The following is a 22632-nucleotide window of genomic DNA, read 5'->3' as shown; positions in this document are numbered from 1 at the left end:
CGATGCAGGACGGTGTGAAGCAGACACAGGCGATGGCGAGCGACGACCAGACCCCCACCAAGACAGCGCAGGCGCCGTCCGCGCCGCGCCGCGGCGTCGGCCGGGATGCGCTGGTCGGCGGCATCTGCGGCGCCGTCGTCGCGCTGATGGTCGGGGCGTCCTATGCCGCCGTGCCGTTCTACAACTGGTTCTGCCGCGCCACCGGCTTCAACGGCACCACGCAGGTTGCGTCCTCGGCGCCGTCCTCCGCGCCGCTGACGCGCCGCATCGGCGTCCGCTTCGACGCCAACGTCGCCGGCGGGCTGCCCTGGAAGTTCGAGCCGGAGCAGACCGAGATCGAGGTCGCGATCGGCGAGGCCGTCACCGTCTATTACAAGGTCACCAACCAGTCGGCGCGCACCACCATGGCGCAGGCCGCCTACAACGTGACGCCGCTGACCTCGGGCGCCTATTTTCAGAAGATCAACTGCTTCTGCTTCACCGAGCAGACCATGGCCCCGGGCGAGACCCGCGAGATGCCGGTCGTGTTCTATGTCGATCCGGCGATCACGGCCGACCATGAGAACGACGGTCTGAAGACGATCACGCTGTCCTACACGTTCTATCCCGTCCGCGACGTGGCGCCGAAGCCGGTTGCCGCGAGCGAGCCGGACAAGCCGCGGGGCAGCCTGTGACCGCATCGACGTCCGATTGCTGGGGACCATTGCTGAACGATACCGTGCCGGCGCGACCGGCATCGATCTGGGGAGAGACTAGACATGGCTGAGGCGCACGCCAAGCATCACGACTACCACCTCGTCGATCCGAGCCCGTGGCCGTTCGTCGGCTCGGTGTCGGCCTTCATCATGGCGTTCGGCGCGATCGGCTGGATGCACAAGATGTTCGGCGCGGCACCGATCGTGTTCGGCATCGGCACCCTCGGCGTGCTCTACACGATGGCGAGCTGGTGGGGCGACGTCATCAAGGAAGCCCAGTACAAGGGCGACCACACGCGCGTGGTGCAGCTGCATCACCGCTACGGCATGATCCTGTTCATCGCCTCCGAGGTGATGTTCTTCGTCGCCTGGTTCTGGGCCTATTTCAACGTCGCGCTGTTCCCGAATTTCGAGGTGCAGGCCACTCGCGACGCGCTGATCGGCGGCGTCTGGCCGCCCAAGGGCATCGAGACCTTCGATCCCTGGCACTTGCCGCTGCTCAACACGCTGATCCTGCTGACCTCGGGCACCACGGTCACCTGGGCGCACCACGCGCTGCTCGAGGGCGACCGCAAGGGTCTCAAATACGGCCTGATCCTAACCATCCTGCTCGGTGCGACCTTCACCTGCGTGCAGGCCTATGAATACGGCCACGCGACGTTCTCGTTCGCCGGCCACATCTACGGCTCGACCTTCTTCATGGCGACCGGCTTCCACGGCTTCCACGTCCTGGTCGGCACGATCTTCCTGATCGTCTGCCTGGCGCGCGCCTATGCCGGCCACTTCACGCCGAAGCAGCATCTCGGCTTCGAGTTCGCTGCGTGGTACTGGCACTTCGTCGACGTGGTGTGGTTGTTCCTGTTCATCTGCATCTACGTCTGGGGCCACGGCGCGGAGTCCATGGCGCACGGCGCGCACTAAAGCCGCGCGCCGGCCCCGACGAACGTGATAAGAAAGGGCGGCCGCCGGGCCGCCCTTTTTCATGGGGCGGCACGTGGCGGCTGATCCAGATGTGATCCGCTGTCGTCGCCTTCGGCTGTATCTTCGAGGCGCAACCCGGCGGTCCAGGGGCAAGACACCATGACCACGCATCCGCCCGTCGCCCTGACCCAGACCGTCCTGCGCGGCCTCGCCTGCCGCTGCCCGCGCTGCGGCCAGGGCAAGCTGTTCGAGGGCTTCCTCAATTTACGCAAGCGCTGCGAGGCCTGCGACCTCGATTACGCCTTCATCGACACCGGCGACGGCCCGGCGATCTTCATCATGATGCTGGCCGGCGCGATCGTGGTCGGCGCGGCCCTGATCGTCGAGGTCAAGTACCAGCCGCCGTTCTGGGTCCACGCGGCGCTGTGGGGGCCGCTGATCCTGGTCACGACGTTGCTGCCGCTGCGCGCCATGAAGTCGCTGCTGATCGCCCTGCAATTCCACCACAAGGCGGCGCCCGGACGTCTGGTGGACAAGACGCCGCAATGAGGGACCGGAAGCAGGCGAAGAGCCAATCTGCTTGGGAGTGAAGATATCAACCGCGCCGAAGGTGCGCCCCCTCTCCCCGTTCTTACGGGGAGAGGGTTGGGGTGAGGGGCCGCCACACGGGAAGTGTTCGCGGTGAGACCTGTACCCCCTCACCCGGATTGCATCTGGCGATGCAATCCGACCTCTCCCCGCAGGCGGCAGGGCTATCGCATATGGCGATCGATGTTTTGCGCCCATCTCCCTCCGCGTCGTCATGGCCGGGCTTGTCCCGGCCATCCACGTCGTCCAGCATGCTGAGAACGACGTGGATGCCCGGGACAAGCCCGGGCATGACGATGTGGAGACGGTTTCGCGACACACTCAGATTGACCATATGCGATAGCCCTGCCGCAGGCGGAGAGAGGTGAGGACCGAGCCCGCCGCTCATCTGCCGGGTCATCCACTCCGAAAGACGCTCGACTCCACCAACCCAGCGACCTCATGACCTCTCCCCGTCCCAAAACCTCCGCCCGCGCCTTCGCCGCCTTCACCCTGGTGATGGTCGCGCTGTTCATCGGCCTCGGCGTCTGGCAGCTGCAGCGCCGCGCCGCCAAGCATGCGCTGATCGCCGCGCTCACGGAGCGCGTTGCCGCGGCCCCCGCGCAACTGCCGCCGCGAAGCGAATGGCGTACGCTGACGCCCGAGCGCGACGAATTCCGCCGCGTCAGCTTCACCGCTGCTTACGCCAAGCTCCCGGACGCCATGGTCTACAGCGCCGGCTCCGCGGTGCGCGAGGACGTCTCCGGCCCGGGCACCTGGGCGTTCCTCCCGGCGCGGCTCGCATCCGGCGAAACGATCGTGGTCGACGCCGGCTTCGTCGCCAACACGATGCAGGAGCGCAGCATCCAGGACCGCCAGGTCGGCAAGCTCGTCACCGGCGAGCCGGTGACGCTGACCGGCTATCTGCGCTTTCCCGAAGCGGCCGGCCTGCTCACCGCGGCCGAGAACCACGACAAGCGCCTGTGGTTCACCCGCGACCATCTCGCGATGGCCAAGGCGCTCGGCTGGGGTGAGGTCGCGCCGTTCTATATCGACCTCGAAACCCCGGTGCCGGACAACGGCATTCCAAAGCCCGGGCCGCTGTCGCCGCATCTGCGCGACGAGCACATGCAATACGCGTTGACCTGGTTCTCGCTGGCCGCGGCGCTGATCGCAGCCTTCGCGGTGTGGGCGAGGGGGCGGCGCAGGGCCGATCGATGAGCTGCCGCCGGCAAAACGCCGCTTGACTTAGAGCGCGCTCGAACCCGTAGCCTGCCTGGCGTCGTGAATGGAGATCAAGCGCGCATGAAGATCGGCGAGCTGGCCAGGCAGTCGGGGCTGACGGCCCATACGATCCGCTACTACGAGCGGATCGGACTGCTGCCCAGGGCCGATCGCGATCATGCCCGCCAGCGGGACTACGACGCATCGATCCTGACCTGGATCGAATTCCTCGGCCGTCTCAAGGCCACGGGAATGCCGATCCGGGACATGCTCCGTTATGCGGAGCTGCGCGCGGGCGGCGCCGCCACCGAGCCGGAACGACGCCGGCTGCTGGAGCGGCATCGCGAAGCGGTCCGGGCGCAGGTCGCCACGTTGCAGGATTGCCTTCTCGTTCTCGACGGCAAGATCGCCGGCTATGCCGGCAGCAGCGAGAGGACTGATGAGCATGACGCAATCCATCCCGAACCGATCCGCAACCGCGAGCACGACGTCCTCCGGCGCCGACAACGATCAGGATCGCCTGGCGCGCGGCCGGCGCGCGCTCGATAGGATCGACGGCGAGGCCGGCCACAACGTGATCGCGGCGCTCGCCGACATCGCGCCTGACTTCGCGACCTACGTCATCGAGTTTCCGTTCGGCGACATCTATTCGCGCCCGGGTCTCGATCTGCGCAGCCGCGAGATCGCGACCATCGCGGCGCTGACCGCGCTCGGCAATGCCGGCCCGCAACTGAAGGTCCACATTCATGCGGGCCTCAATGTCGGCCTCAGCCGCGACGAGATCACCGAGGTGATCATGCAGATGGCGGTCTATGCCGGCTTCCCGGCCGCGCTCAACGGCCTGTTCGCAGCCAAGGCGGTGTTCGCGGAGGCCGATGCGAAGGCGAGTGAGGCCGCATCGGTCTGAGCGACGACCGCCGCGCTCATGCGGGCTACACTGCCTCGATCGACCTCGCGCTGCCGGACACCTTCACCGGCGCGCCCGGCGGCCCGTCGAGATCGACCTGCAGGCAGCACGGCACACCCATGTCCTCGCCCTGGCGGATCAGGATCGGTCCCTGCGCCGGCCAGCCGAGCTCGCGCAGATAACCGGCGAGCGCCGCGGCGGCAGCGCCGGTCGCCGGATCCTCATAGACGCCGCCGAACGGGAACGGATTGCGGGCGTGAATGAGTTGCGGCGTCTCGACATGGATGAGGGCAAAGGTGCAGAACCGTTCGCGCTGCGCCAGTTCCTGGCCGCGGCCGAAATCGTAGGCGATGCCAGCGAGGCGGTTGCGCTCACGGAGCGCAATCACCGGGTGGTCCATGCCCGCGTGAGCGAGCGTTGGCGCTATCCGCGGATCGAGATCATCCCGCGTCAGGCCGAACAGCGCCAGGATTTCCTCGACCGCCGCAGCCGAGAGCGCGCGCGTCCGCGTCGGCGGCGAGCTGAACGCCGCGCTCCATTCCGTCGCCGAATGCACCCCTTCGACGGTGATGTCGGCATGATTGAGCCGCAACGCAAAGCGGCCCGAGCCCTGCTGCCGGGCCAGCGCCGCGCCCAGCGCAATGGTGGCGTGCCCGCAGAAATCGACCTCAGCCTCTGGTGCGAAATAGCGCACTTGCCATGTGTCTCCGAGCGGGGCGGCAAACGCGGTCTCGGAATAGCCGATCTCCGCCGCTATCGCCTGCATCGCGGCCGCCTCAGGCAGGGCCTCGCAGATCACGACACCGGCCGGATTGCCGCCGCGTGATCCGTCGGTGAAGGCTGCGACGCGTTGGATGATCATGACGGTCTCGCTTGTTCTCTCGTTGCAATGCTAGGCGTTAAGCGCCCGCGAGTGAAGACGGCGCAAGCGGATTAGTTGACGCGCGGCTACGTTTCCGTCGTCACTTGTCGCCTTGCGATGACGATGTGGTGTGATATGCCGCTGCACGCCCGGTGCCGTCGCTGCGAACACCCGATGACGATGGGTTGGCTATCGCCCGCTTAGCCGACAGACATGTCCAACCGTCAGGTGACATCATGCGCTTCTGCATCTTGCTCAATGGCCAGGACTTCGTAACCATCATCGCCGGAGAACCGACCTCGTGCCGGTTCTTCACCACCTGTATTCTGGATGCGCCGACTGCCGATGTCGCCGTAGATCGTGCTGTGAGTCGTGTTCTTGCCGACGATCGCTGGCGTAAGCCCGGTCGAGCCGGAATGGTGACGGTCGCGAAATTAGAGCAGGTCGGCTGGTTCCATCGGCGCTTCAATCCGCCGCGCGGTTACACTTTCTATCTGGACCAGGATGCGGATGATTGATCAGCGCGTAGCCCGGATGAGCGCAGCGATATGTGGGTTCGTCTCGACCGCCGAGCATGGCCCCCAATGTCGCTGCGCTCATGCGATTACACCTGAGTCTCATCATGGCGATTGCGATATTGGGCCGAGTCGCCCGACGGGCGGTCCGCGGTGGCCCGTGAGCGAGTCGGAGAGCAAGAACTCGGTTGCGCCGAAAAATTCAATACGTGAGCATGCTCAACGCGCTGCTGCCTGCAGCATCGACTGACGGCAAGTCTTTGATTGCTTTTTTTCAGAAATCATGATTGTATCCCTCCATCCCGCCTCGTTGCGAGGGGCGTACGCGTCGTCACGGACGTGAGGTGGGATGCGATGGACGGGCAGGCTGCAACTGACGAGTGCGGCCGGCACGGACGGCGAAGTCGCGTGGTCCTGATACCCCGACGCTGGTATCACGCGCTGATGCGCAAGCATCATGCGCTACGGTGGCCAACAAGCCCGGTGCACCGAGGAGATCGCGTATAAGCCGTAACCCATCGCGCAGGGAAGGCCGGGTCGCTCTGGCTGAACCTGTGGTTCCTGCCCCGTGCATTCTTGTTCGCACGGGGGCCGCGGGTGCCAGCCGGCATCCGGTCTTCCCTGCGCCCTCTGCTTCATGGAGGGAGGAACTTCCGCAAAGCTCGGGCGCCTATGGCGTCGCGAGGAAGCTCCTCCACGCTCCGCCGTCATTCCGGGGCGGGCCGCGCAGCGGCACGAGCCCGGAATCCATACTCCTGGTCGTGGCTATGGATTCCGGGCTCGCGCTCCGCGCGCCCCGGAATGACGATGGGGAGAGATGCGCCATGTTTCAAGGTTCGTTCGTTCGAGCTGCCCGGCCGGTGACCACCACCACCGCCGTCATCCCCGCGACGGCCGGGATCCAGTACGCCGCGGCGGCGCGGTCGATCACAGCCGCCGCGGCGGTCGCCCGGTCGAGCCGGGCGATGACAGCTTCGGGGAGGCGAGACCGACCGTCGAAGCTGGAGGAGATGGGTGTGCGCGACCTCGGCTCTTGCGCGCCCCGTAACCCCGCCGTAACCCGCAGCCATGACCATTCTCCGGCCCAACAACCGGTTTCGCACCCCGCCCAAAACCATTATGGTGCCGGACCATGTTGCCGCCGGGCGGTTCCGATTTCGAATTCAATCAACGGGTTATGGCCTGGTGACGCAGGTCAGGAGAGCGGTTTGACGCGCTATGTTTCGACCCGCGGGGAAGCCCCCGCGCTCACCTTCTGCGATGTGATGCTGACCGGGCTCGCCCGCGACGGCGGCCTGTACGTGCCCGAAACCTGGCCGCAGCTCTCGCCCGAGACCATCGCCTCGTTCTTCGGACGGCCGTATTGGGAGGTCGCGGTCGAGGTCATCAAGCCGTTCGTGGCCGGCGAAATCTCCGATGCCGAGCTCGGCCGGATGGCGAACGAGGCCTACGCCACCTTCCGCCATCCCGCGGTGGTGCCGCTCGACCAGAGCGCGCCGCATCAGTTCGTGCTGGAGCTGTTCCACGGCCCGACCTTGGCGTTCAAGGACGTGGCCATGCAGCTGATCTCGCGGCTGATGGATCATGTGCTCGCCAAGCGCGGCGAGCGCACCACGATCGTGGTCGCGACCTCGGGCGATACCGGCGGCGCGGCCGTGGACGCCTTTGCCGGCCGCGACAATGCCGACCTCATCGTGCTGTTCCCGCATGGCCGCATCTCCGAGGTGCAGCGGCGGATGATGACGACATCGGGCGCCTCGAACGTCCATGCGCTGGCGATCGAAGGCCATTTCGACGATTGCCAGGCGCTGGTGAAGGGCCTGTTCAACAATCACGGCTTCCGTGACTCCGTGGCGCTGTCCGGCGTCAATTCGATCAACTGGGCGCGCGTCGTCGCCCAGGTCGTCTACTACTTCACCGCGGCGGTCGCCGTCGGCGCGCCGCACCGCGCCGTCGACTTCACCGTGCCCACCGGCAATTTCGGCGACGTGTTCGCCGGTTACGTCGCCAAGCGCATGGGCCTGCCGGTGCGGACGCTGCGCGTCGCCACCAACGTCAACGACATCCTCGCCCGCACGCTGGCGACCGGCATCTACGAGGTGCGCGAGGTGCATGCGACGGTGTCGCCGTCGATGGACATCCAGGTGTCGTCGAATTTCGAGCGACTGTTGTTCGAGGCCGGCGGTCGCGACGCGGCCGTGGTGCGGCGGCTGATGGAAAGCCTGAAGCAGTCCGGCCGCTTCGTGCTGCCGGATGCGATGCTGGCGGCGATCCGCGCCGATTTCGACGCGGGCCGCGCCGACGAGACCGAGACCGCGGCGGCGATTCGCGCCGCATTCCGCGAGGCCGGCGATCTCGTCGATCCGCACACCGCGGTCGCGCTGGCCGTGGCCGACCGCGACGGCACCGATACCTCCGTGCCGAACATCGTGCTGTCGACCGCACATCCCGCCAAATTCCCCGACGCGGTCGAGGCGGCCTGCGGACAGCGACCGCATCTGCCGGTCTGGCTCGAAGGGCTGATGAGCAAGCGCGAGGATGCGAGGGTCATGCGGAACGATCAGGCCGAGGTGGAAAAGTTCATCCGCTCGGTCAGCCGGGCCGCCAAGCAGGGAATTGCATGATGGGTGTGGAAGTCACCAAGCTGCCGACCGGACTGACGGTGGTTACCGACACGATGCCGCATCTGGAGACGGCGGCGCTCGGCGTCTGGGCCGGGGTCGGCGGCCGCGACGAGAAGCCGGACGAGCACGGCATCTCGCATCTCCTCGAGCACATGGCGTTCAAGGGCACGACGACGCGCAGCGCGCGCGAGATCGTCGAGTCGATCGAGGCGGTCGGCGGCGATCTCAATGCTGGCACCTCGACCGAGACCACCGCCTACTACGCCCGTGTGCTGAAGGCCGACGTGCCGCTGGCGCTCGACGTGCTCTCCGACATCCTCGCCAATCCCTCCTTCGTGCCGGAGGAGCTGGAGCGCGAGAAGAACGTCATCGTCCAGGAGATCGGCGCGGCGCAGGACACGCCCGACGACGTCGTGTTCGAGCATCTCAACGAGCTGTGCTTTCCCGACCAGCCGATGGGCCGCTCCTTGCTCGGCACGGCCAAGACGCTGGAGGCGTTCGACCGCGACAAGCTGCACGGCTATCTGTCGACCCATTATCGCGGGCCCGACATGGTGGTCGCGGCCGCCGGCGCCGTCGACCATCAGCGCGTGGTCGAGGACGTGACGAAGCGCTTCGCCAGCTTCAACGGCGGCGAGGGGCCGAAGCCGCTGCCGGCCGCGTTTGGCAAGGGCGGCTCGCGGGTGGTTCATCGCGACCTCGAGCAGGCGCATCTGACGCTTGCGCTCGAGGGCGTGCCGCAAGCCGACCCGTCGCTGTTCTCGCTGCAGGTGTTCACCAACATCCTCGGCGGCGGCATGTCGTCCCGGCTGTTCCAGGAGGTGCGCGAGAATCGCGGGCTCTGCTACTCCGTCTACACGTTCCACGCGCCCTATAGCGACACCGGCTTCTTCGGTCTCTACACCGGCACCGATCCGGCCGACGCGCCCGAGATGATGGAAGTGGTGGTCGACATCATCGGCAACGCGGTGGAGACCCTGAGCGAGGCCGAGGTCGCCCGCGCCAAGGCGCAGATGAAGGCGGGGCTGTTGATGGCGCTGGAGAGCTGCAGCGCCCGCGCCGAGCAATTGGCGCGTCACATTCTGGCTTACGGCCGGCCGCAGACCCTGCAGGAGATGGTCGCCAAGATCGAGGCCGTCAGCGTCGAGAGCACCCGCGATGCGGCGCGTGCGCTGCTCGCGCGCAGCAAGCCCGCGGTGGTCGCGCTCGGCAGCGGCAGGGGTCTGGACACGGCGGTGACTTTCGCCGAAGGTCTGACCGGGCCGAAGTCGAAGGCTCAGCTGCATTGAGCACGAGTCCGGAAGCCCGGGGCATTGCCTGGTTCGCCGTCAGGTGCGCCGGCCGCAAGCCAGCGGACTGAAGAGCAGGGGGGAGCATCACCGATGGCCCTGTTTCGCTTGCCGTCCAGCGGACAGGCCGCGCTCGCCCCGCGTGGGCTGGGCCTGTATTTGCGCGCGCCGCAGATGGCGGACTATGCGCAATGGGCGCAGTTGCGCGACGTCAGCCGCGACTATCTCACCCCATGGGAGCCGATCTGGCCGTCCGACGACCTGACGCGCTCCGGCTTCCGGCGCAGGCTGCGCCGTTACGCCGAGGACATCTCGGCCGACCGGTCCTATCCGTTCATCGTCTTCCGCGAGCAGGATGGCGCCATGCTCGGCGGCATCACGCTGGCCAATGTCCGCCGCGGCATCGTTCAGGCCGGCACGATCGGCTATTGGATGGGGCAGCCGCACGCCCATCGCGGCTACATGACGGCCGCGCTCAGGCTATTGCTGCCGACGCTGTTCGGCGAGCTCAATCTGCACCGCGTCGAGGCGGCCTGCATTCCGACCAATACGCCGTCGATTCGTGTCCTGGAAAAGTGCGGCTTCACCCGCGAGGGGCTCGCGCGCCGCTACCTCTGCATCAACGGCGTCTGGCAGGACCACTATCTCTACGGCCTGCTGCATGAGGATTTCCGGGGTTAGCATTTGTGATCGGGCAGGCCGACGAGCGAGGCCGTTCGGGGCTGGTTCCGGCCTCTGAAATGGGTATAGACGCCTTTGTACAGTCGCCGTCGTCCCGGTTTTGCCGTCCTTGCGGGGGTGGAGCTTGGTGCGGCCAGGCGGCGAGATGCCGGGGACTTCGAGATGCGACAGACGCGTATGATTCGGGTTGGGACGTTGACAGCCGTGCTGCTGGCCTTGGGAGCCGCATCGGCGGCGGCGCCGGCTGGTGCCCAATCCCTGACCGACCGCTTCAAGAGCCTGTTCGGTGGCAGCTCCGACGACAAAGGACAGCAGAACTTGCCCGCCAGTGGCGGCCCGCCGGTCGATCCGACCGACGGCCTGACCTGCCCGCCCGTCAGCATCCGCTCGGGCGCTTCGACCTATGCGGTAGCCGCGCCCGGAAAGCAGGCGGTCGGCAATGACGTCCGGTTCCAGGCGTCGATCACCAAGACGGCGCGCGAGTGCAATCTCAACGGCGCCGAGATCATCGGCAAGATCGGCATCCAGGGACGCGTCGTCGCGGGGCCCGCAGGCGCGCCGGCGACCGTCGACATCCCGATGCGCATCGCGGTGGTGCAGGGCGGCATCGGCGAGAAGGTGATCGCCACCAAGGCCTATCGGACCACGGTGCAGATGACGGGGGATGGCAGCGTGCCGTTTACGATCGTCGCCGAGGACGTGGTCTATCCGGTGCCGCCGCCGGGCGCCAACGCCGACAATTACGTGTTCTACATCGGCTTCGATCCGCAGGCCCTGACACCCGAGCGGGGCAAGAAGCGGAGGTGAGATAGCGGCTTGGGTAGGTGAGCAAGATCCTTGGATGACGGCCTGCGCCGCCCAATCGCCGCGGAGAGCTCTGCAAAGCAAAAGGCCGGGGCGATTGGATCGCTCCGGCCTCTTGAAGACGTCGGACGAGTGGCGGGCCGCCGCTCAGTTCAGCTTGCGGCCGACTTCCTCGATGCCCTTGGCGACGAGATCCTCGCCCAGAGCGCCCTTGACCGACTTTGACAGCACGGTCGCGGCGGCCTGGACGGCGGCTTCCGCCGCGGCGGCCCGCACATCTGCGAGGGCCTGGGCTTCGGCGAGGGCGATCTTGCTCTCGGCGGCCTTGGTGCGACGGGCGACGAAGTCTTCCATCTTGGCCTTGGCGTCCGCCGCGATGCGCTCGGCTTCCGCCTTGGCGCTGGTGACGATCTCCTCGGCCTCACGTTCGGCGCTGGCGCGGCGGGTCTTGTAGTCGGCGAGCACCTTGGCCGCCTCTTCCTTGAGCCGCTTGGCCTCCGCCAGCTCGCCCCTGATGCGCTCCGAGCGATTGTCGAGCGCCTTCAGGACCATGCGATGGACACCGAGATAGGCGAACAGGCCCATCAGGATCACGAAGGCAATCGCAACCCAGGTTTCCGGATCAGCTAGCAAATGCATCAGGCTGTTCCCTTCAACGATGCATCGACCGCAGCCTCGACCGTCTTGGCCGCCGGGGCCTTTCCGGTCAGTTGCTGCACGATCGCGCTGGCCGCGTCAGCGGCGATGCCGCGGACATTGCTCATTGCGGTCGCACGCGTGGTGGCGATGGAGGTCTCAGCCGCCGCGAGCTTGGCTGCGAGGCTGTCTTCCAGCGCCTTGCGCTCGGCATCCGAAGAGGCCGCGAGCTTCTCGCGGGTTTCGGCACCGATCGCCTGAGCGCGGGCGCGGGCCGTCGCCAGCTCGCTTTCATACGCCTTCATCGCGGCTTCGGACTCGTCCTTCAGCCGCTGCGCTTCGGCCAGATCGCCGTCGATCGACTTCTGGCGGGCGTCGATGACGGCCCCGACCTTCGGCAGCGCCACACGCGAGACGATCACGTACAGCGCCACGAAGGCGATCACCAGAGAGACGATCTGGGAGGGAAAGGTTTCCTTCTGGAAGGGAGGGAAACCATGCCCGCCATCGGCCTCCGTATGGGCGCTTGCGGTGCCCTTGGCCTCGCCATGACTTTCAGCCACGGGCTTCTCCTGTCCGGCTCAGGCCGTCTTAGACGGCGTACAGCAGGAGCAGGGCGATCAGCAGCGAGAAGATGCCGAGCGCTTCGGTCACCGCGAAGCCGAAAATCAGGTTACCGAACTGGCCCTGGGCGGCCGACGGATTGCGCAGAGCGGCCGAGAGGTAGTTGCCGAAGATGATGCCGATGCCGGCACCCGCGCCACCCATGCCGATGCAGGCAATGCCCGCGCCAATGTACTTCGCTGCGACCGGATCCATGACGAACTCCTTTGAGAGGTTAGGTAGAGAGGGCCGGATCAGTGGCCCGGATGGATAGCATCGTTGAGATAGATGCAGGTGAGGATCGTGAAGACGTAGGCCTGGAGGAACGCGACCATCAGCTCGAGGCCGGTCAGGGCGACCGTGAGACCGAGCGGCAGCAGCGCGCCGACCTTGCCGACGAAGCCGAGCGCGCCGAGCATGGTCACGAAGCTCGCGAACACCTTCAGCGTGACGTGGCCGGCCAGCATGTTGGCGAACAGACGGACGCTGTGCGAGATCGGGCGGGAGAAGAAGGAGATGATTTCGATCACGACCACCAGCGGCAGGATCACCGCGGGGATGCCGGAGGGCACGAACAGCTTAAAGAACTTCAGACCGTTCTTGTAGAAGCCGTAGATGATGACCGTCAGGAACACCAGGAGCGCCAGCGCGAAGGTGACGATGATGTGGCTGGCGACGGTGAAGGTGTAGGGGATGATGCCGACGATGTTCGAGACGAAGATGAACATGAACAGCGAGAACACCAGGGGAAAGAACGTCATGCCGTGCGAGCCGGCGCTGGTTCTGATGGTGTTGGCCACGAATTCGTAGGACAGCTCGACCACCGACTGGAACCGGCCCGGGACGAGCGCGCGCCCGGCGGCCATCATCATGACGGCGATCAGCACGACCGCGAGCAGCATGTACGCGGACGAATTGGTGAAGACGATCTCCTGATTGCCGATGTGGCCGATCGTGAAGATCTTGTTGAGATGGAATTGATGGATCGGATCGATCATCCGCGTGGCGTCTCAGTTGTTCACCGGCCACGCCGGCGCTTTGCAATTCACTCGTGGGCCTTCAGAGTCTGGGTCTCTCGCGCAGATCTCACTGGCGGGGCCTGTCGGGAGCTATGCCTGCAGATCTCACCACGTTCAACACGCCGGCTGCGAAGCCGAGCAGGAAAAACACGATAAATCCGAAGGGCGATGTCGACAGCAAGCGGTCGAAGCCCCAGCCAAGCACCGCGCCGACGAGGACACCGGCAATCAACTCGGAGGACAGTCGCAGGCCACGCGCCATGGCCGAAGCCCGGGCTGCAGTGTCACCGCCGCTGTTTCCAGGTTGATCAGCCCCGATCTTTCGGCCGCCCCGAATTTCGGACAACCGTTGGTCGAGACTTCCGAGCCTTGCGGAAAGCGCAACCTCATCGGGCGACTTGTCGCGATCCCCGCCTCCGCTGCTCTCGTTCGCGCCATCCGCCATGTGCTTGTCCGCCATGTGTGGAGACCCGATCCGTTGCCGCGAATGTCAGGAAATAGCGCCCCATCGCCCTTTAAAGCCGCGCGGACCATACTGACCGCATCCCCCCAAGTCAAGATTGCGTGTTGAACTGTTAGATGCCTGATTCTGCTCGTTTTCTCGGCTTTTTCGTCAGATCGGTCGCGCGTGTCACCGCGCCGCATCAACAGTGTTCTGTGCAGCTGCGATCTGTTGCCTCGCCGTGCTGGCGTGGATCCCGTGCCGGCGGTTCCGGCCGGCACGGTGCGCCGGCCGGGATGCGGAGGACGGCTCGGCGACGGTCCGACTTTGATCGGGCGGTCGTCGCGTTGAAATCCGGCGGCTTCGCTCCTACGTCGAGAGCGCCGGTGTCCGCTGTGGCAGGTCATCGCACCGGACGGAACGTCATGGGGACGACACAATGGAGGCGTGCATGACGGCGGTTTTCGAATGCGCTTCGAGGCGCCTTGGAGGCTGAGCCAGCCATGAATCCCATGCAGTCGTACGGGCCGCCCCTCATTGCGCTTCTCGCCTTCGGCTGCCTGGGCGGGCCGGTCCTGGCGGAGGACACGGCGTCCGATGCCGACAAGGGCCGGTACACGATGACGACGACGCCTGACGGCGTGATCCGGCTCGACACCCGCACCGGTTCGGTCTCGACCTGCAGCAACAGTGCCGGCTCCGGCTGGGCCTGCTATGCGATCCCCGACGAGCGGGCCGCGCTGGATGCCGAGATCGGGCGCCTGCAGGACGAGAATGAGAAGCTCAAGGTCCAGCTCGCCTCGCGCGATCACAGCGTCACCGGCAAGATCGACGAGCCGCTGCCGAAGGACCAGGCGCTGCCGAAATCCGACCAGTTGAAGAAGGCCGAGCCGAAGTCCGGCGAATCCAAGCCTGGAGAATCCAAGCCTGGGGAATCCAAGTCCGCCGAGGGCACGCGCAAGCTCGAAATTCCGTTGCCCAGCGACCAGGACATGGATCGCATGATGGGCTTCCTCGAGCAGGCCTGGCGGCGGCTGCTCGACATGGCGGGCCGGGTTCAGAAGGACGTGTCGGGCAAGATCTGAGGCTGCGGCGAGGAGGCGACGCGCATGTCTGCACCAGCGATGTCGCGCACGGCGCCCGTGGTTGTCGCGATCGACACGGTCGTGACGTCGGTTCTGACGGTGCACACCCCCGGCCGCGGCTTCACCGATCTGACGCGCGAGGTCAAGGCGCTGCTGCGCGAGATCGGCGCAAGAGATGGAGCGGTGACCGCCTTCATCCGCCACACCTCGGCCTCGCTGACGATCCAGGAGAATGCCGATCCGACCGTGCTGCGCGATCTCACCACGGCGCTGGCGCGGCTGGCGCCGGAGGATGCCGGCTGGGTGCATGACACCGAGGGCCCCGACGACATGCCGGCGCACATCAAGACGATGCTGAGCGCAGTCTCGCTGCAGGTGCCGGTGCGGGACGGCCGGATGATGCTCGGCACCTGGCAGGCGCTCTATCTGATCGAGCATCGGGCCCGGCCGCATCGGCGCGAGGTGGTGCTGCAGTTCATTGGCGCGGTCTGATTCCAAAAAGACAAAACTCTTGGCCTGAAATGCGGAACGGCCGCGGAGCGATCCGCGGCCGTTCGTTGGAGAGAGACGCGAGCGGGGACGCCGCTCGCATCCTGATTACTTCTCCTGGATGTCGACGTCCTTGGTCTCCGGCAGGAACAGGAAGCCGACGACGGCCGTGATCACCGCGAACGTGATCGGGTACCACAGGCCGGCATAGATATCGCCGGTTGAGGCCACGATTGCGAAGGCGGTGGCCGGCAGCAGGCCGCCGAACCAGCCGTTGCCGATATGGTAGGGCAGCGACATCGAGGTGTAGCGGATCTTGGTCGGGAACAGCTCCACCAGCATTGCGGCGATCGGGCCGTAGACCATCGTCACGAAGATCACCAGGATCAGCAGCAGACCGATGATGGAGGCCACCTGCGGACGGAAGATGTCGAACGGATGCGCCATCTTCACGATCGCAGGGTTGCCCGCCTTCGGATAGCCGGCCTCGCCGATCGCGGCCGTCAGGGCCGGGTTGCTGGTCTTGGCGTCGGTGTAGGGCACTTCCTTGCCGTTGAAGGTGACCTTCACGCCGGAGCCGGCCGGGCCAGGCACGGTCGAGTACTTGACCGAGGACTGGGCCAGGAAGGCGCGGGCGGTGTCGCAGGGCGCGGTGAAGACGCGGGTGCCGACCGGGTTGAACAGGTCGCCGCAGCCGGCGGGATCCGCCACCACTTCCACCTTCGTCGCCTCGATCGCCTTCTCCAGCGCCGGGTTGGCGTTGGTGGTGATCATCTTGAAGATCGGGAAGAAGGTGAGCGCCGCGATCAGACAGCCGCCCATGATGATCGGCTTGCGGCCGATCTTGTCGGAGAGGATGCCGAACACGATGAAGAAGCCGGTGCCGAGCAGCAGCGACCAGGCGATCAGCAGGTTGGCGGTGTAGCCGTCGACCTTCAGGATCGATTGCAGGAAGAACAGCGCGTAGAACTGGCCGGTGTACCAGACCACGCCCTGGCCCATCGTGGCGCCGATCAGCGCCAGCAGCACGATCTTGCCGTTGCCCCAGTTGGCGAACGCCTCCGTCAGCGGTGCCTTCGAGCTCTTGCCCTCTTCCTTCATCTTCTGGAACACGGGCGACTCGTTGAGGCGCAGACGGATCCAGACGGAGACTCCGAGCAGCAGCACGGACACCAGGAACGGGATGCGCCAGCCCCATTTGGCGAAGTCGGCCTCACCGATGATGGTGCGGGTGAACAGGATCACCAGCAGCGACAGGAACAGGCCCATCGTGGCCGTGGTCTGAATGAACGATGTGTAGTAGCCGCGCTTGCCCATCGGAGCATGTTCGGCGACATAGGTCGCAGCGCCGCCATACTCACCGCCGAGCGCGAGGCCCTGCAGGAGGCGCAGGCCGATCAGGATCACCGGCGCGGCGAAGCCGATCGTCTCGGCGTTCGGCAGGATGCCGACGATGAAGGTCGACAGACCCATGATCAGGATCGTGACCAGGAAGGTGTATTTGCGGCCGACGATGTCGCCGATGCGGCCGAACACGATCGCGCCGAACGGGCGGACCAGGAAGCCGGCGGCGAAGGCGAGCAGTGCGAAAATGTCGCGGGTGGCGGGCGGATAGGCCGAGAAGAACTGGGCGCCGATGATCGAGGCCAGCGACCCGTAGAGATAGAAATCGTACCACTCGAAGACAGTGCCGAGAGAAGAGGCCAGAATGACGAAGCGTTCGTCCTTCGTCATGCCTCCCGATCTCGCTTGCGTGGCTACCATTGTCGACATCGGCATTCGCTCCCCAAGATTGTTGCTGTGATGGTTTCGCCTCCGCATGCCGGACTTGGACGGCGCAGATCGCGGAGACCTTGGCGCCTAAGTAACATTGCAGTGAAACTCGGCCCAATACGACTTTCGGCCCTGACCGGCTGCCGCACACAGGACAGTTGCGGACCTTGCGGCGGATCAAGTTCGGTCAGCGGGCGCAGGGCTATTGATGTTGCGTTGCACAAGGCGTGGATTAACCGCCTTCCCCGCAAGTGGAATTGCATGCTTGCATGCAACCAGTCGCCGGGCGAGTATTTCCGCAAAAGCAGGCTGCGTGCGAAACGAGCGCGCGGCCGGTGTCGCAAGGTCAAGTCAGAACGTATGGCGGCTGCCAACACCCATCTCGTCATTGCCGATGATCATCCGCTGTTTCGGAACGCGCTGCGGCAGGCGGTCGCGAGCGTGCTCAACGAGGCCGTGGTCGACGAGGCCGGCTCGTTCGAGGACCTCACGGCGCTCCTGGAGAAAGACTCCGACGTCGATCTGGTGCTGCTCGACCTCACCATGCCCGGCATCTCCGGCTTCTCCGGCCTGATCTATCTGCGCGCGCAATATCCGGCGATCCCGGTGGTGATCGTGTCTGCCAGCGACGACGGCGCGACGATCCGCCGCTCGCTCGATTTCGGCGCCTCCGGCTTCATCCCGAAGCGGTTCGGCGTGGACGTGTTGCGCGACGCCATCATGAAGGTGATGGACGGTGAGGTCTGGGTTCCGGCGGACACGGATCTGGCGGCCGGCGCCGATCCGGAGATGACGAAGCTGCGCGACCGGCTGGTCACGCTGACGCCGCAGCAGGTCCGGGTGCTGATGATGCTGTCGCAGGGGCTGCTCAACAAGCAGATCGCCTACGAGCTCGGCGTCTCCGAGGCGACCATCAAGGCGCACGTCTCGGCCATCCTGCAGAAGCTCGGGGTGGAGAGCCGGACACAGGCCGTGATCGCGGCGGCGAAGATCGCGGGCTCGGCGTGGCGCCAGGATATTCCGACGGGGAAATGACGGGCTGATCGTCTCAATAAGCACGTTGGGCATGACCATCTGCAGCGCCGCTTTCCGCGCTAAATCCTCATGGTGAGGAGCGCCGCGCCGCACGCAGCTTGACGTATGGCTAGATTGTCTCTGGCGCGGCGCGTCTCGAACCATGAGGCCCGACCGAGGCCTCGCCCTTCGAGACGCGCGCCTCGGGCGCGCTCCTCAGGGTGAGGAGTGGCATCGTCGGCTCGGGAGCCAAGGATCGAGTTGAGCAGGAAGCCAAGGTCTTCTGTTGGATCCATCGCGACACACCTTCTCAGCCTCGCGGCGCATGACGCGTCCGAGCTTTGCTCATCATTCGCCCTTTTCAAGACAGAGGGCGCAGGGAAGGCCGGGCGCTGGCCGCGCCCGTGGCCCGCCTGCAGCAAAAAAGCAGGCGGCAGTCACCACAGGTCTGGCCGAACACACCCGGCCTTCCCTGCGCGATGGTTTTACGGCTGCTCCGCGCTCTCCCCGGGGACCGGCGTTCTTGCCCCCGTCATCCGCAACATCGTCGCTACGGACTTGGCATCAGCACCGGGATGCCAGGACCACACGGCTTGACCGTGCGCATCGGATCGTTCGTCCGCGAGACATAAGCCCGCTGCGACCCGACGCGCCCACCGCATCCCGCGCCCCACGTTCGTGACGATCGCGAAACGCCCCTCATGGCGGGCACGGGACGACTCAGGGGATAGCATGATTTCTGAGAAAAAGAAATACTATTCGACGCGCGTCGTGAATTCACGGATCTGAATGCCTCTTTGAGAAGACTGGTAATGCGAGCGCTCTACGGGCGAGCCGACGCGCGCGGTCGTTATCGGCGCTAGATCTGTGTGGCGCGGCGCTCCGGCGAAACGCACGGGCCCGGATGATGGAGCGTTGAGCGACGACTGGCGGACGGGCGTCGCTCGGGAGAAAGGCAGGCGGTCGTACAAGAAGAGGACTGTCCGACGCCGATCGGCCAGGTACTCAACCGGATGTGAAAACATCAGTCGCGTTTCGGCCTGTGTCGGGTTTCCAGGTTTGATCGTTGGGGGATTGCGGAGTAATGCGTTTGATCGCATCGGTAGTGTTGGCGCGTGGGGAAGAGAGCGGGGCGACATGCATTCACCAGTCGAGGCGCACCACGCCAGGGACTCCATTCCTGGAACTCTCTATCGGCCGGACATAGACGGATTGAGGGCGGTCGCCGTTGTCTCCGTGGTCGCCTTTCACGCCTTCCCCAACACGCTCCGAAGCGGGTTTGTCGGCGTCGACATCTTCTTCGTGATTTCGGGCTTCCTCATCACGTCGATCATTCTCGGCGGGATGGAAGGTGGCGCATTCAGCTTCCAGACATTTTACGTCCGGCGGATCAAACGGATTTTTCCGGCGCTTGCGCTGGTGCTGGCCGCGTCGGTGCTGGCCGGAGCGCTGCTGCTGCTGCCCGACGACTTTCGTCTGCTCGGAAAGCACGTGGCCGCTGGCGCGGGCTTCGTGTCCAACTTTGCTCTCTGGCAGGAAGCCAACTATTTCGACGTCGCGGCGGACACGAAGATCCTGCTGCATCTCTGGTCGCTCGGCATCGAAGAGCAGTTCTATCTGCTATGGCCGGCCGTCATCTGGATTGCCTGGCGGCTGCGCCTCAACCTGTTCACGATCTTCGTCGCAGTGTTTGCAGCTTCATTGGTCTACAGCATCAAGGCGACGCCCTCCAACCCAGCCGCCGCATTCTATTCTCCCGCAGCCCGCTTCTGGGAGCTGTCAGCGGGCAGCATCCTGGCCTATCTCGCTTTTTCGACGCCGCGAGCGGCGACCTGGATCGAAAATGGCATCGCGACCGTCGTAGCGTCCGTTCTCTTCGAGCGCGGCGCGGTGGACGAGAAAAAGATCTACCGCGACTTCGTTTCAGTTGCGGCCATCGCGCTGATTGCTGCCTCGGTTCTCATGATCACACGCCGACAAGAGTTCCCAGGTTGGTGGGCGCTCATGCCGGTCACCGGGAGCTATCTGGTCATCCTCGCCGGGCCCGGAGCTTTGCTCAACCGCGTGCTTCTCTCAAATCCGGTGATGGTGTGGATCGGTTTGATCAGCTATCCATTGTATTTGTGGCACTGGCCGCTGCTGACGTTCGCGCGCATCCACTATGGAGCCTCGCCGCCCCCGCAAGCCGTCCTGGCATTCTCAGTCGCTGCTTCAGTCGGGCTCGCGTGGGCGACCTATCAGCTCGTCGAGAAGCCGATCCGGTTTGGCGCGCGGCGTGTCTGGACGACGCCTGGGCTGGCAATGGCGATGATCGCGATTGGCGGATGTGGGTTCCTCGTTTTCGAGATGCAGGGCCTTCCGGGCCGGATCAACGACGAGGACAGGCGCGAATACGCGGCCTATTTCTATGGCGGATCGCCGCTGATCCAGGCGGAGGCCCAGGATATCATGCAAAATCGCTGCAACTTCTATGCTTGGGACAGTCCGGTCCCCACGCTGGCGCCAAGAAAGGCCATCGATCCCAGCTGCTACATGCGGCATTCCGACAAGACTGTGCTCATTCTCGGAGATTCCAATGCTGCGGACCTCTATTATGGGCTCAATGAAGTTCTGCCGAAAGATGTCTCCGTGCTGCTGATTCACAGTTCGGGCTGCCAGGTCAGCCCGATCATCCAGCACATCGTAGAAACTCACCACTGTAACATGGCGAACCATTTTGCATTGCGTCGGATTGAAGCCGACCCGCCCGATGTTCTGCTGCTTTCATCAAACAACTCGTTCGACATCGAGTACATCCGGAAGTTTTCCATGATGGTGAAGGGGTATGGCGTCAAGAAAGTGCTCGTGCTCGGGCAGCGCCCGCACTGGAAGCGCTTCCTGCACAAGATCATTCTGGACGAGTATTGGAAGTCGACCCCGCGGTACATACCGGGTCACCTCGATGAGGAGTTGATGTCGTTCACTCGGAAGTTTCAGTCGCAGCTGAAGCGCGACGAGCCCTTCGAGTTTGTGGACGAGATGCAACCGTTCTGCAGCGCGGAGGGGTGTCTTACGTTCCTCGGAGACAACCGCCGCGAAGGGCTGATCACGGCCGATACGGTTCACCTCCGTCCATTCGCCTCGGTCTGGTTGGCGCGCCAACAGCTGGCCCCCCTGATTTTGAGGTCTTTGGGCAACTAAGGCCGTCAGTAAGCCGAGTCGTACACTTTTCCATTCTGCGTCATCAGAGGCACGCCGTCGGGCGTGCCCGGGATGAAGCAGCCGAACTTCACCAGCAGGCCGTGGCCTCCGACAAGCGAGGGCCCCAGCTTGCGGTAGCCATCCCTTCTGGGACAGTTCCCGAGACGTAGCTGTTCGCTCCCGATGATCATGAACAAGCGGTTGATGCTCGGCATCTCGCCCGATTCATCCCCTATCGGCTCAATGCTGGCGCACCCTTCGGAGTTGCAGCCTAGCGTGAACCGTCCTCCGCCTTGCTCCATGCGCCAGACGATGTCGAACCGGCCGGCGACTTGGATTCCTCCATTGAACGATGAGCCCGCCGTCGGACCGTCAAATGAGACGGCAACGTCCTTGTCGCCGGCTCCGTAAAAGACGATCCTTCCCGAACCATCGAGAACGCCATTGTTGTGCGAGAGCATCTGCGGTGTGTTCGGATTGTTGTCCCTATTGCAATGCAGCTCGATCCGCCCCTGCGGCCCGAATTGGTCCGCCCATAGGAACAGCTCACCATTGTCGCCTGCCGTGATGCAGGTCGCCGCGTGCACCAGCTTTATCGTGCCGTTTCCGTTGGGAGACAGTGCGATCAGATTGCCGCCGAGGGGTTGCCCGCCAATGGCAACTGCGTCGTCCGTGAAAGTCTGGCCGATGGTCGGCGCGATCGTCACGAGCGATTGGCGCGTGTCGAGGTCCTGCTGGATCAACTGGACCGCGGTGGCGAGATGTTTGACCGGCCTGCTGATGCCGTCATTGCCGTCATCGCCGGCATTATCAACAAGGATCCTCAAGCTTCCGTCCGGAACTTTGTATCGCCCGGGCTTGTATGTGGAAATCCAACGACCTTTGTAGCTTGTTATTCCGACCGACTGGTTGGGATAGAGCCGCGGGTTGATGTCTCGAGGGAAGCCGATCAGGAGCTTGCCGGCCTCGGACTCTTCGTTGACGAGAACGATATCGCAGCCATCCTCGAGATCGGTTGCCGCCGGAAGTGCAATTCGTATGTCGCCGCCGAACGCAACAACAGTTCGGTCGCACGCAAGCGGCAGAGTTCCAGTTAGGCCGATCGTCGCGATAGGCCGCGACTGCGCGCTGAGGATCGTTCCCGTCAGCGCAATCAAAACGAAAAAAAATCGTCCCACCAAATCAAGTCCAATTGGAAAATGTGAACTGAAGGATCGTAAGTCTCCAAGCTTTCTCTGGTAAGGTTCAACCATCGGCTGTGTCAACTGCGACGGTCCGCGTCTGGGTCGCCGACTTCGCTGC

General features: G+C 64.9%; 23 protein-coding genes. 15 read left to right on the top strand and 8 right to left on the bottom strand.

Annotation, left to right across the window (positions count from 1 at the left end):
- The first annotated feature begins 32 nt into the window (after positions 1-32).
- The 6 genes from QXZ94_RS23660 to QXZ94_RS23635 all read left to right on the top strand — a co-directional run bounded on the left by QXZ94_RS23660 (position 33) and on the right by QXZ94_RS23635 (position 4314).
- Positions 33-674 carry a cytochrome c oxidase assembly protein gene (locus QXZ94_RS23660; RefSeq protein ID WP_315726476.1) on the top strand — a complete coding sequence of 214 codons (642 nt, stop codon included), beginning with the start codon at positions 33-35 and terminating at the stop codon, positions 672-674.
- An 84-nt stretch (positions 675-758) separates the two neighbouring features.
- Complete coding sequence (locus QXZ94_RS23655) at positions 759-1616, top strand: cytochrome c oxidase subunit 3 (protein WP_315722424.1); 858 nt, start codon at positions 759-761, stop codon at positions 1614-1616.
- 159 nt (positions 1617-1775) lie between these two features.
- On the top strand, positions 1776-2165 hold the full coding sequence (locus QXZ94_RS23650; protein WP_315722423.1) for a DUF983 domain-containing protein: 390 nt from the start codon (positions 1776-1778) through the stop codon (positions 2163-2165).
- 480 nt (positions 2166-2645) lie between these two features.
- Positions 2646-3404 (top strand): SURF1 family protein, encoded by a 759-nt coding sequence (locus tag QXZ94_RS23645; protein WP_315722422.1) that lies wholly within the window; start codon positions 2646-2648, stop codon positions 3402-3404.
- Positions 3405-3488: 84 nt separating this feature from the next.
- Positions 3489-3956 (top strand): MerR family transcriptional regulator, encoded by a 468-nt coding sequence (locus QXZ94_RS23640; RefSeq protein ID WP_315722421.1) that lies wholly within the window; start codon positions 3489-3491, stop codon positions 3954-3956.
- Positions 3853-4314, top strand: a complete 462-nt coding sequence (locus tag QXZ94_RS23635) for a carboxymuconolactone decarboxylase family protein (RefSeq protein ID WP_315726474.1) — start codon at positions 3853-3855, stop codon at positions 4312-4314. Before QXZ94_RS23640 ends, QXZ94_RS23635 begins: the two co-directional genes overlap by 104 nt.
- A gap of 25 nt (positions 4315-4339) precedes the next feature.
- Here the strand turns inward: QXZ94_RS23635 and QXZ94_RS23630 are convergent, their stop codons facing one another.
- A complete protein-coding gene (locus tag QXZ94_RS23630; protein WP_315722420.1) occupies positions 4340-5176 on the bottom strand; it encodes a PhzF family phenazine biosynthesis isomerase in 837 nt (278 codons plus the stop codon).
- 236 nt (positions 5177-5412) lie between these two features.
- Between QXZ94_RS23630 and QXZ94_RS23625 the strand changes: the two genes are divergently transcribed.
- From QXZ94_RS23625 to QXZ94_RS23605, 5 genes are all read left to right on the top strand, one after another.
- Positions 5413-5694, top strand: a complete 282-nt coding sequence (locus QXZ94_RS23625; protein ID WP_315722419.1) for a hypothetical protein — start codon at positions 5413-5415, stop codon at positions 5692-5694.
- Positions 5695-6899: 1205 nt separating this feature from the next.
- Positions 6900-8315 carry a threonine synthase gene (gene thrC / locus QXZ94_RS23620; RefSeq protein WP_315722418.1) on the top strand — a complete coding sequence of 472 codons (1416 nt, stop codon included), beginning with the start codon at positions 6900-6902 and terminating at the stop codon, positions 8313-8315.
- Positions 8315-9604, top strand: a complete 1290-nt coding sequence (locus tag QXZ94_RS23615) for a pitrilysin family protein (RefSeq protein ID WP_315726471.1) — start codon at positions 8315-8317, stop codon at positions 9602-9604. Before thrC ends, QXZ94_RS23615 begins: the two co-directional genes overlap by 1 nt.
- A gap of 93 nt (positions 9605-9697) precedes the next feature.
- Positions 9698-10285 (top strand): GNAT family protein, encoded by a 588-nt coding sequence (locus QXZ94_RS23610; RefSeq protein WP_315722417.1) that lies wholly within the window; start codon positions 9698-9700, stop codon positions 10283-10285.
- 195 nt (positions 10286-10480) lie between these two features.
- Entirely contained in the window at positions 10481-11092 is a 612-nt protein-coding gene (locus QXZ94_RS23605) for a hypothetical protein (RefSeq protein WP_315726469.1), read from the top strand.
- Positions 11093-11236: 144 nt separating this feature from the next.
- Here QXZ94_RS23605 and QXZ94_RS23600 read toward each other — a convergent pair whose 3' ends face one another.
- The 5 genes from QXZ94_RS23600 to QXZ94_RS23580 form a co-directional block, all read right to left on the bottom strand.
- Positions 11237-11728 (bottom strand): ATP F0F1 synthase subunit B, encoded by a 492-nt coding sequence (locus tag QXZ94_RS23600; protein ID WP_315722416.1) that lies wholly within the window; start codon positions 11726-11728, stop codon positions 11237-11239.
- Positions 11728-12288, bottom strand: coding sequence for a F0F1 ATP synthase subunit B' (locus tag QXZ94_RS23595; protein ID WP_315722415.1), 561 nt, complete (start codon positions 12286-12288; stop codon positions 11728-11730). The genes QXZ94_RS23600 and QXZ94_RS23595 overlap by 1 nt, the downstream gene beginning before the upstream one ends.
- A 28-nt stretch (positions 12289-12316) precedes the next feature.
- The gene (locus QXZ94_RS23590; protein ID WP_006615622.1) at positions 12317-12544 is read right to left on the bottom strand and encodes a F0F1 ATP synthase subunit C; all 228 of its coding nucleotides are present in this window, start codon (positions 12542-12544) and stop codon (positions 12317-12319) included.
- A 38-nt stretch (positions 12545-12582) separates the two neighbouring features.
- Entirely contained in the window at positions 12583-13326 is a 744-nt protein-coding gene (locus tag QXZ94_RS23585; protein WP_315722414.1) for a F0F1 ATP synthase subunit A, read from the bottom strand.
- Between the two features lie 88 nt (positions 13327-13414).
- Positions 13415-13792 (bottom strand): AtpZ/AtpI family protein, encoded by a 378-nt coding sequence (locus QXZ94_RS23580; protein ID WP_315726467.1) that lies wholly within the window; start codon positions 13790-13792, stop codon positions 13415-13417.
- A 500-nt stretch (positions 13793-14292) separates the two neighbouring features.
- Between QXZ94_RS23580 and QXZ94_RS23575 the strand changes: the two genes are divergently transcribed.
- A complete protein-coding gene (locus QXZ94_RS23575) occupies positions 14293-14874 on the top strand; it encodes a hypothetical protein (RefSeq protein WP_315722413.1) in 582 nt (193 codons plus the stop codon).
- A 24-nt stretch (positions 14875-14898) separates the two neighbouring features.
- Positions 14899-15366, top strand: a complete 468-nt coding sequence (locus QXZ94_RS23570) for a secondary thiamine-phosphate synthase enzyme YjbQ (RefSeq protein ID WP_315722412.1) — start codon at positions 14899-14901, stop codon at positions 15364-15366.
- Between the two features lie 105 nt (positions 15367-15471).
- Here the strand turns inward: QXZ94_RS23570 and QXZ94_RS23565 are convergent, their stop codons facing one another.
- A complete protein-coding gene (locus QXZ94_RS23565; protein ID WP_315722411.1) occupies positions 15472-17142 on the bottom strand; it encodes an MFS transporter in 1671 nt (556 codons plus the stop codon).
- A 354-nt stretch (positions 17143-17496) separates the two neighbouring features.
- Here QXZ94_RS23565 and QXZ94_RS23560 point away from each other — a divergent pair, with 354 nt between their 5' ends.
- Positions 17497-18171 carry a response regulator transcription factor gene (locus QXZ94_RS23560; RefSeq protein ID WP_315722410.1) on the top strand — a complete coding sequence of 225 codons (675 nt, stop codon included), beginning with the start codon at positions 17497-17499 and terminating at the stop codon, positions 18169-18171.
- A 1116-nt stretch (positions 18172-19287) separates the two neighbouring features.
- Positions 19288-21330, top strand: a complete 2043-nt coding sequence (locus QXZ94_RS23555) for an acyltransferase family protein (protein ID WP_315722409.1) — start codon at positions 19288-19290, stop codon at positions 21328-21330.
- Positions 21331-21335: 5 nt separating this feature from the next.
- Here the strand turns inward: QXZ94_RS23555 and QXZ94_RS23550 are convergent, their stop codons facing one another.
- A complete protein-coding gene (locus QXZ94_RS23550) occupies positions 21336-22508 on the bottom strand; it encodes a hypothetical protein (protein WP_315722408.1) in 1173 nt (390 codons plus the stop codon).
- Positions 22509-22632 lie beyond the last annotated feature (124 nt).

The organism is Bradyrhizobium sp. SZCCHNS2022 (assembly GCF_032377575.1).
Lineage (GTDB): Bacteria > Pseudomonadota > Alphaproteobacteria > Rhizobiales > Xanthobacteraceae > Bradyrhizobium > Bradyrhizobium aeschynomenes.
This window is presented reverse-complemented; position numbering and strand designations above follow the sequence as displayed.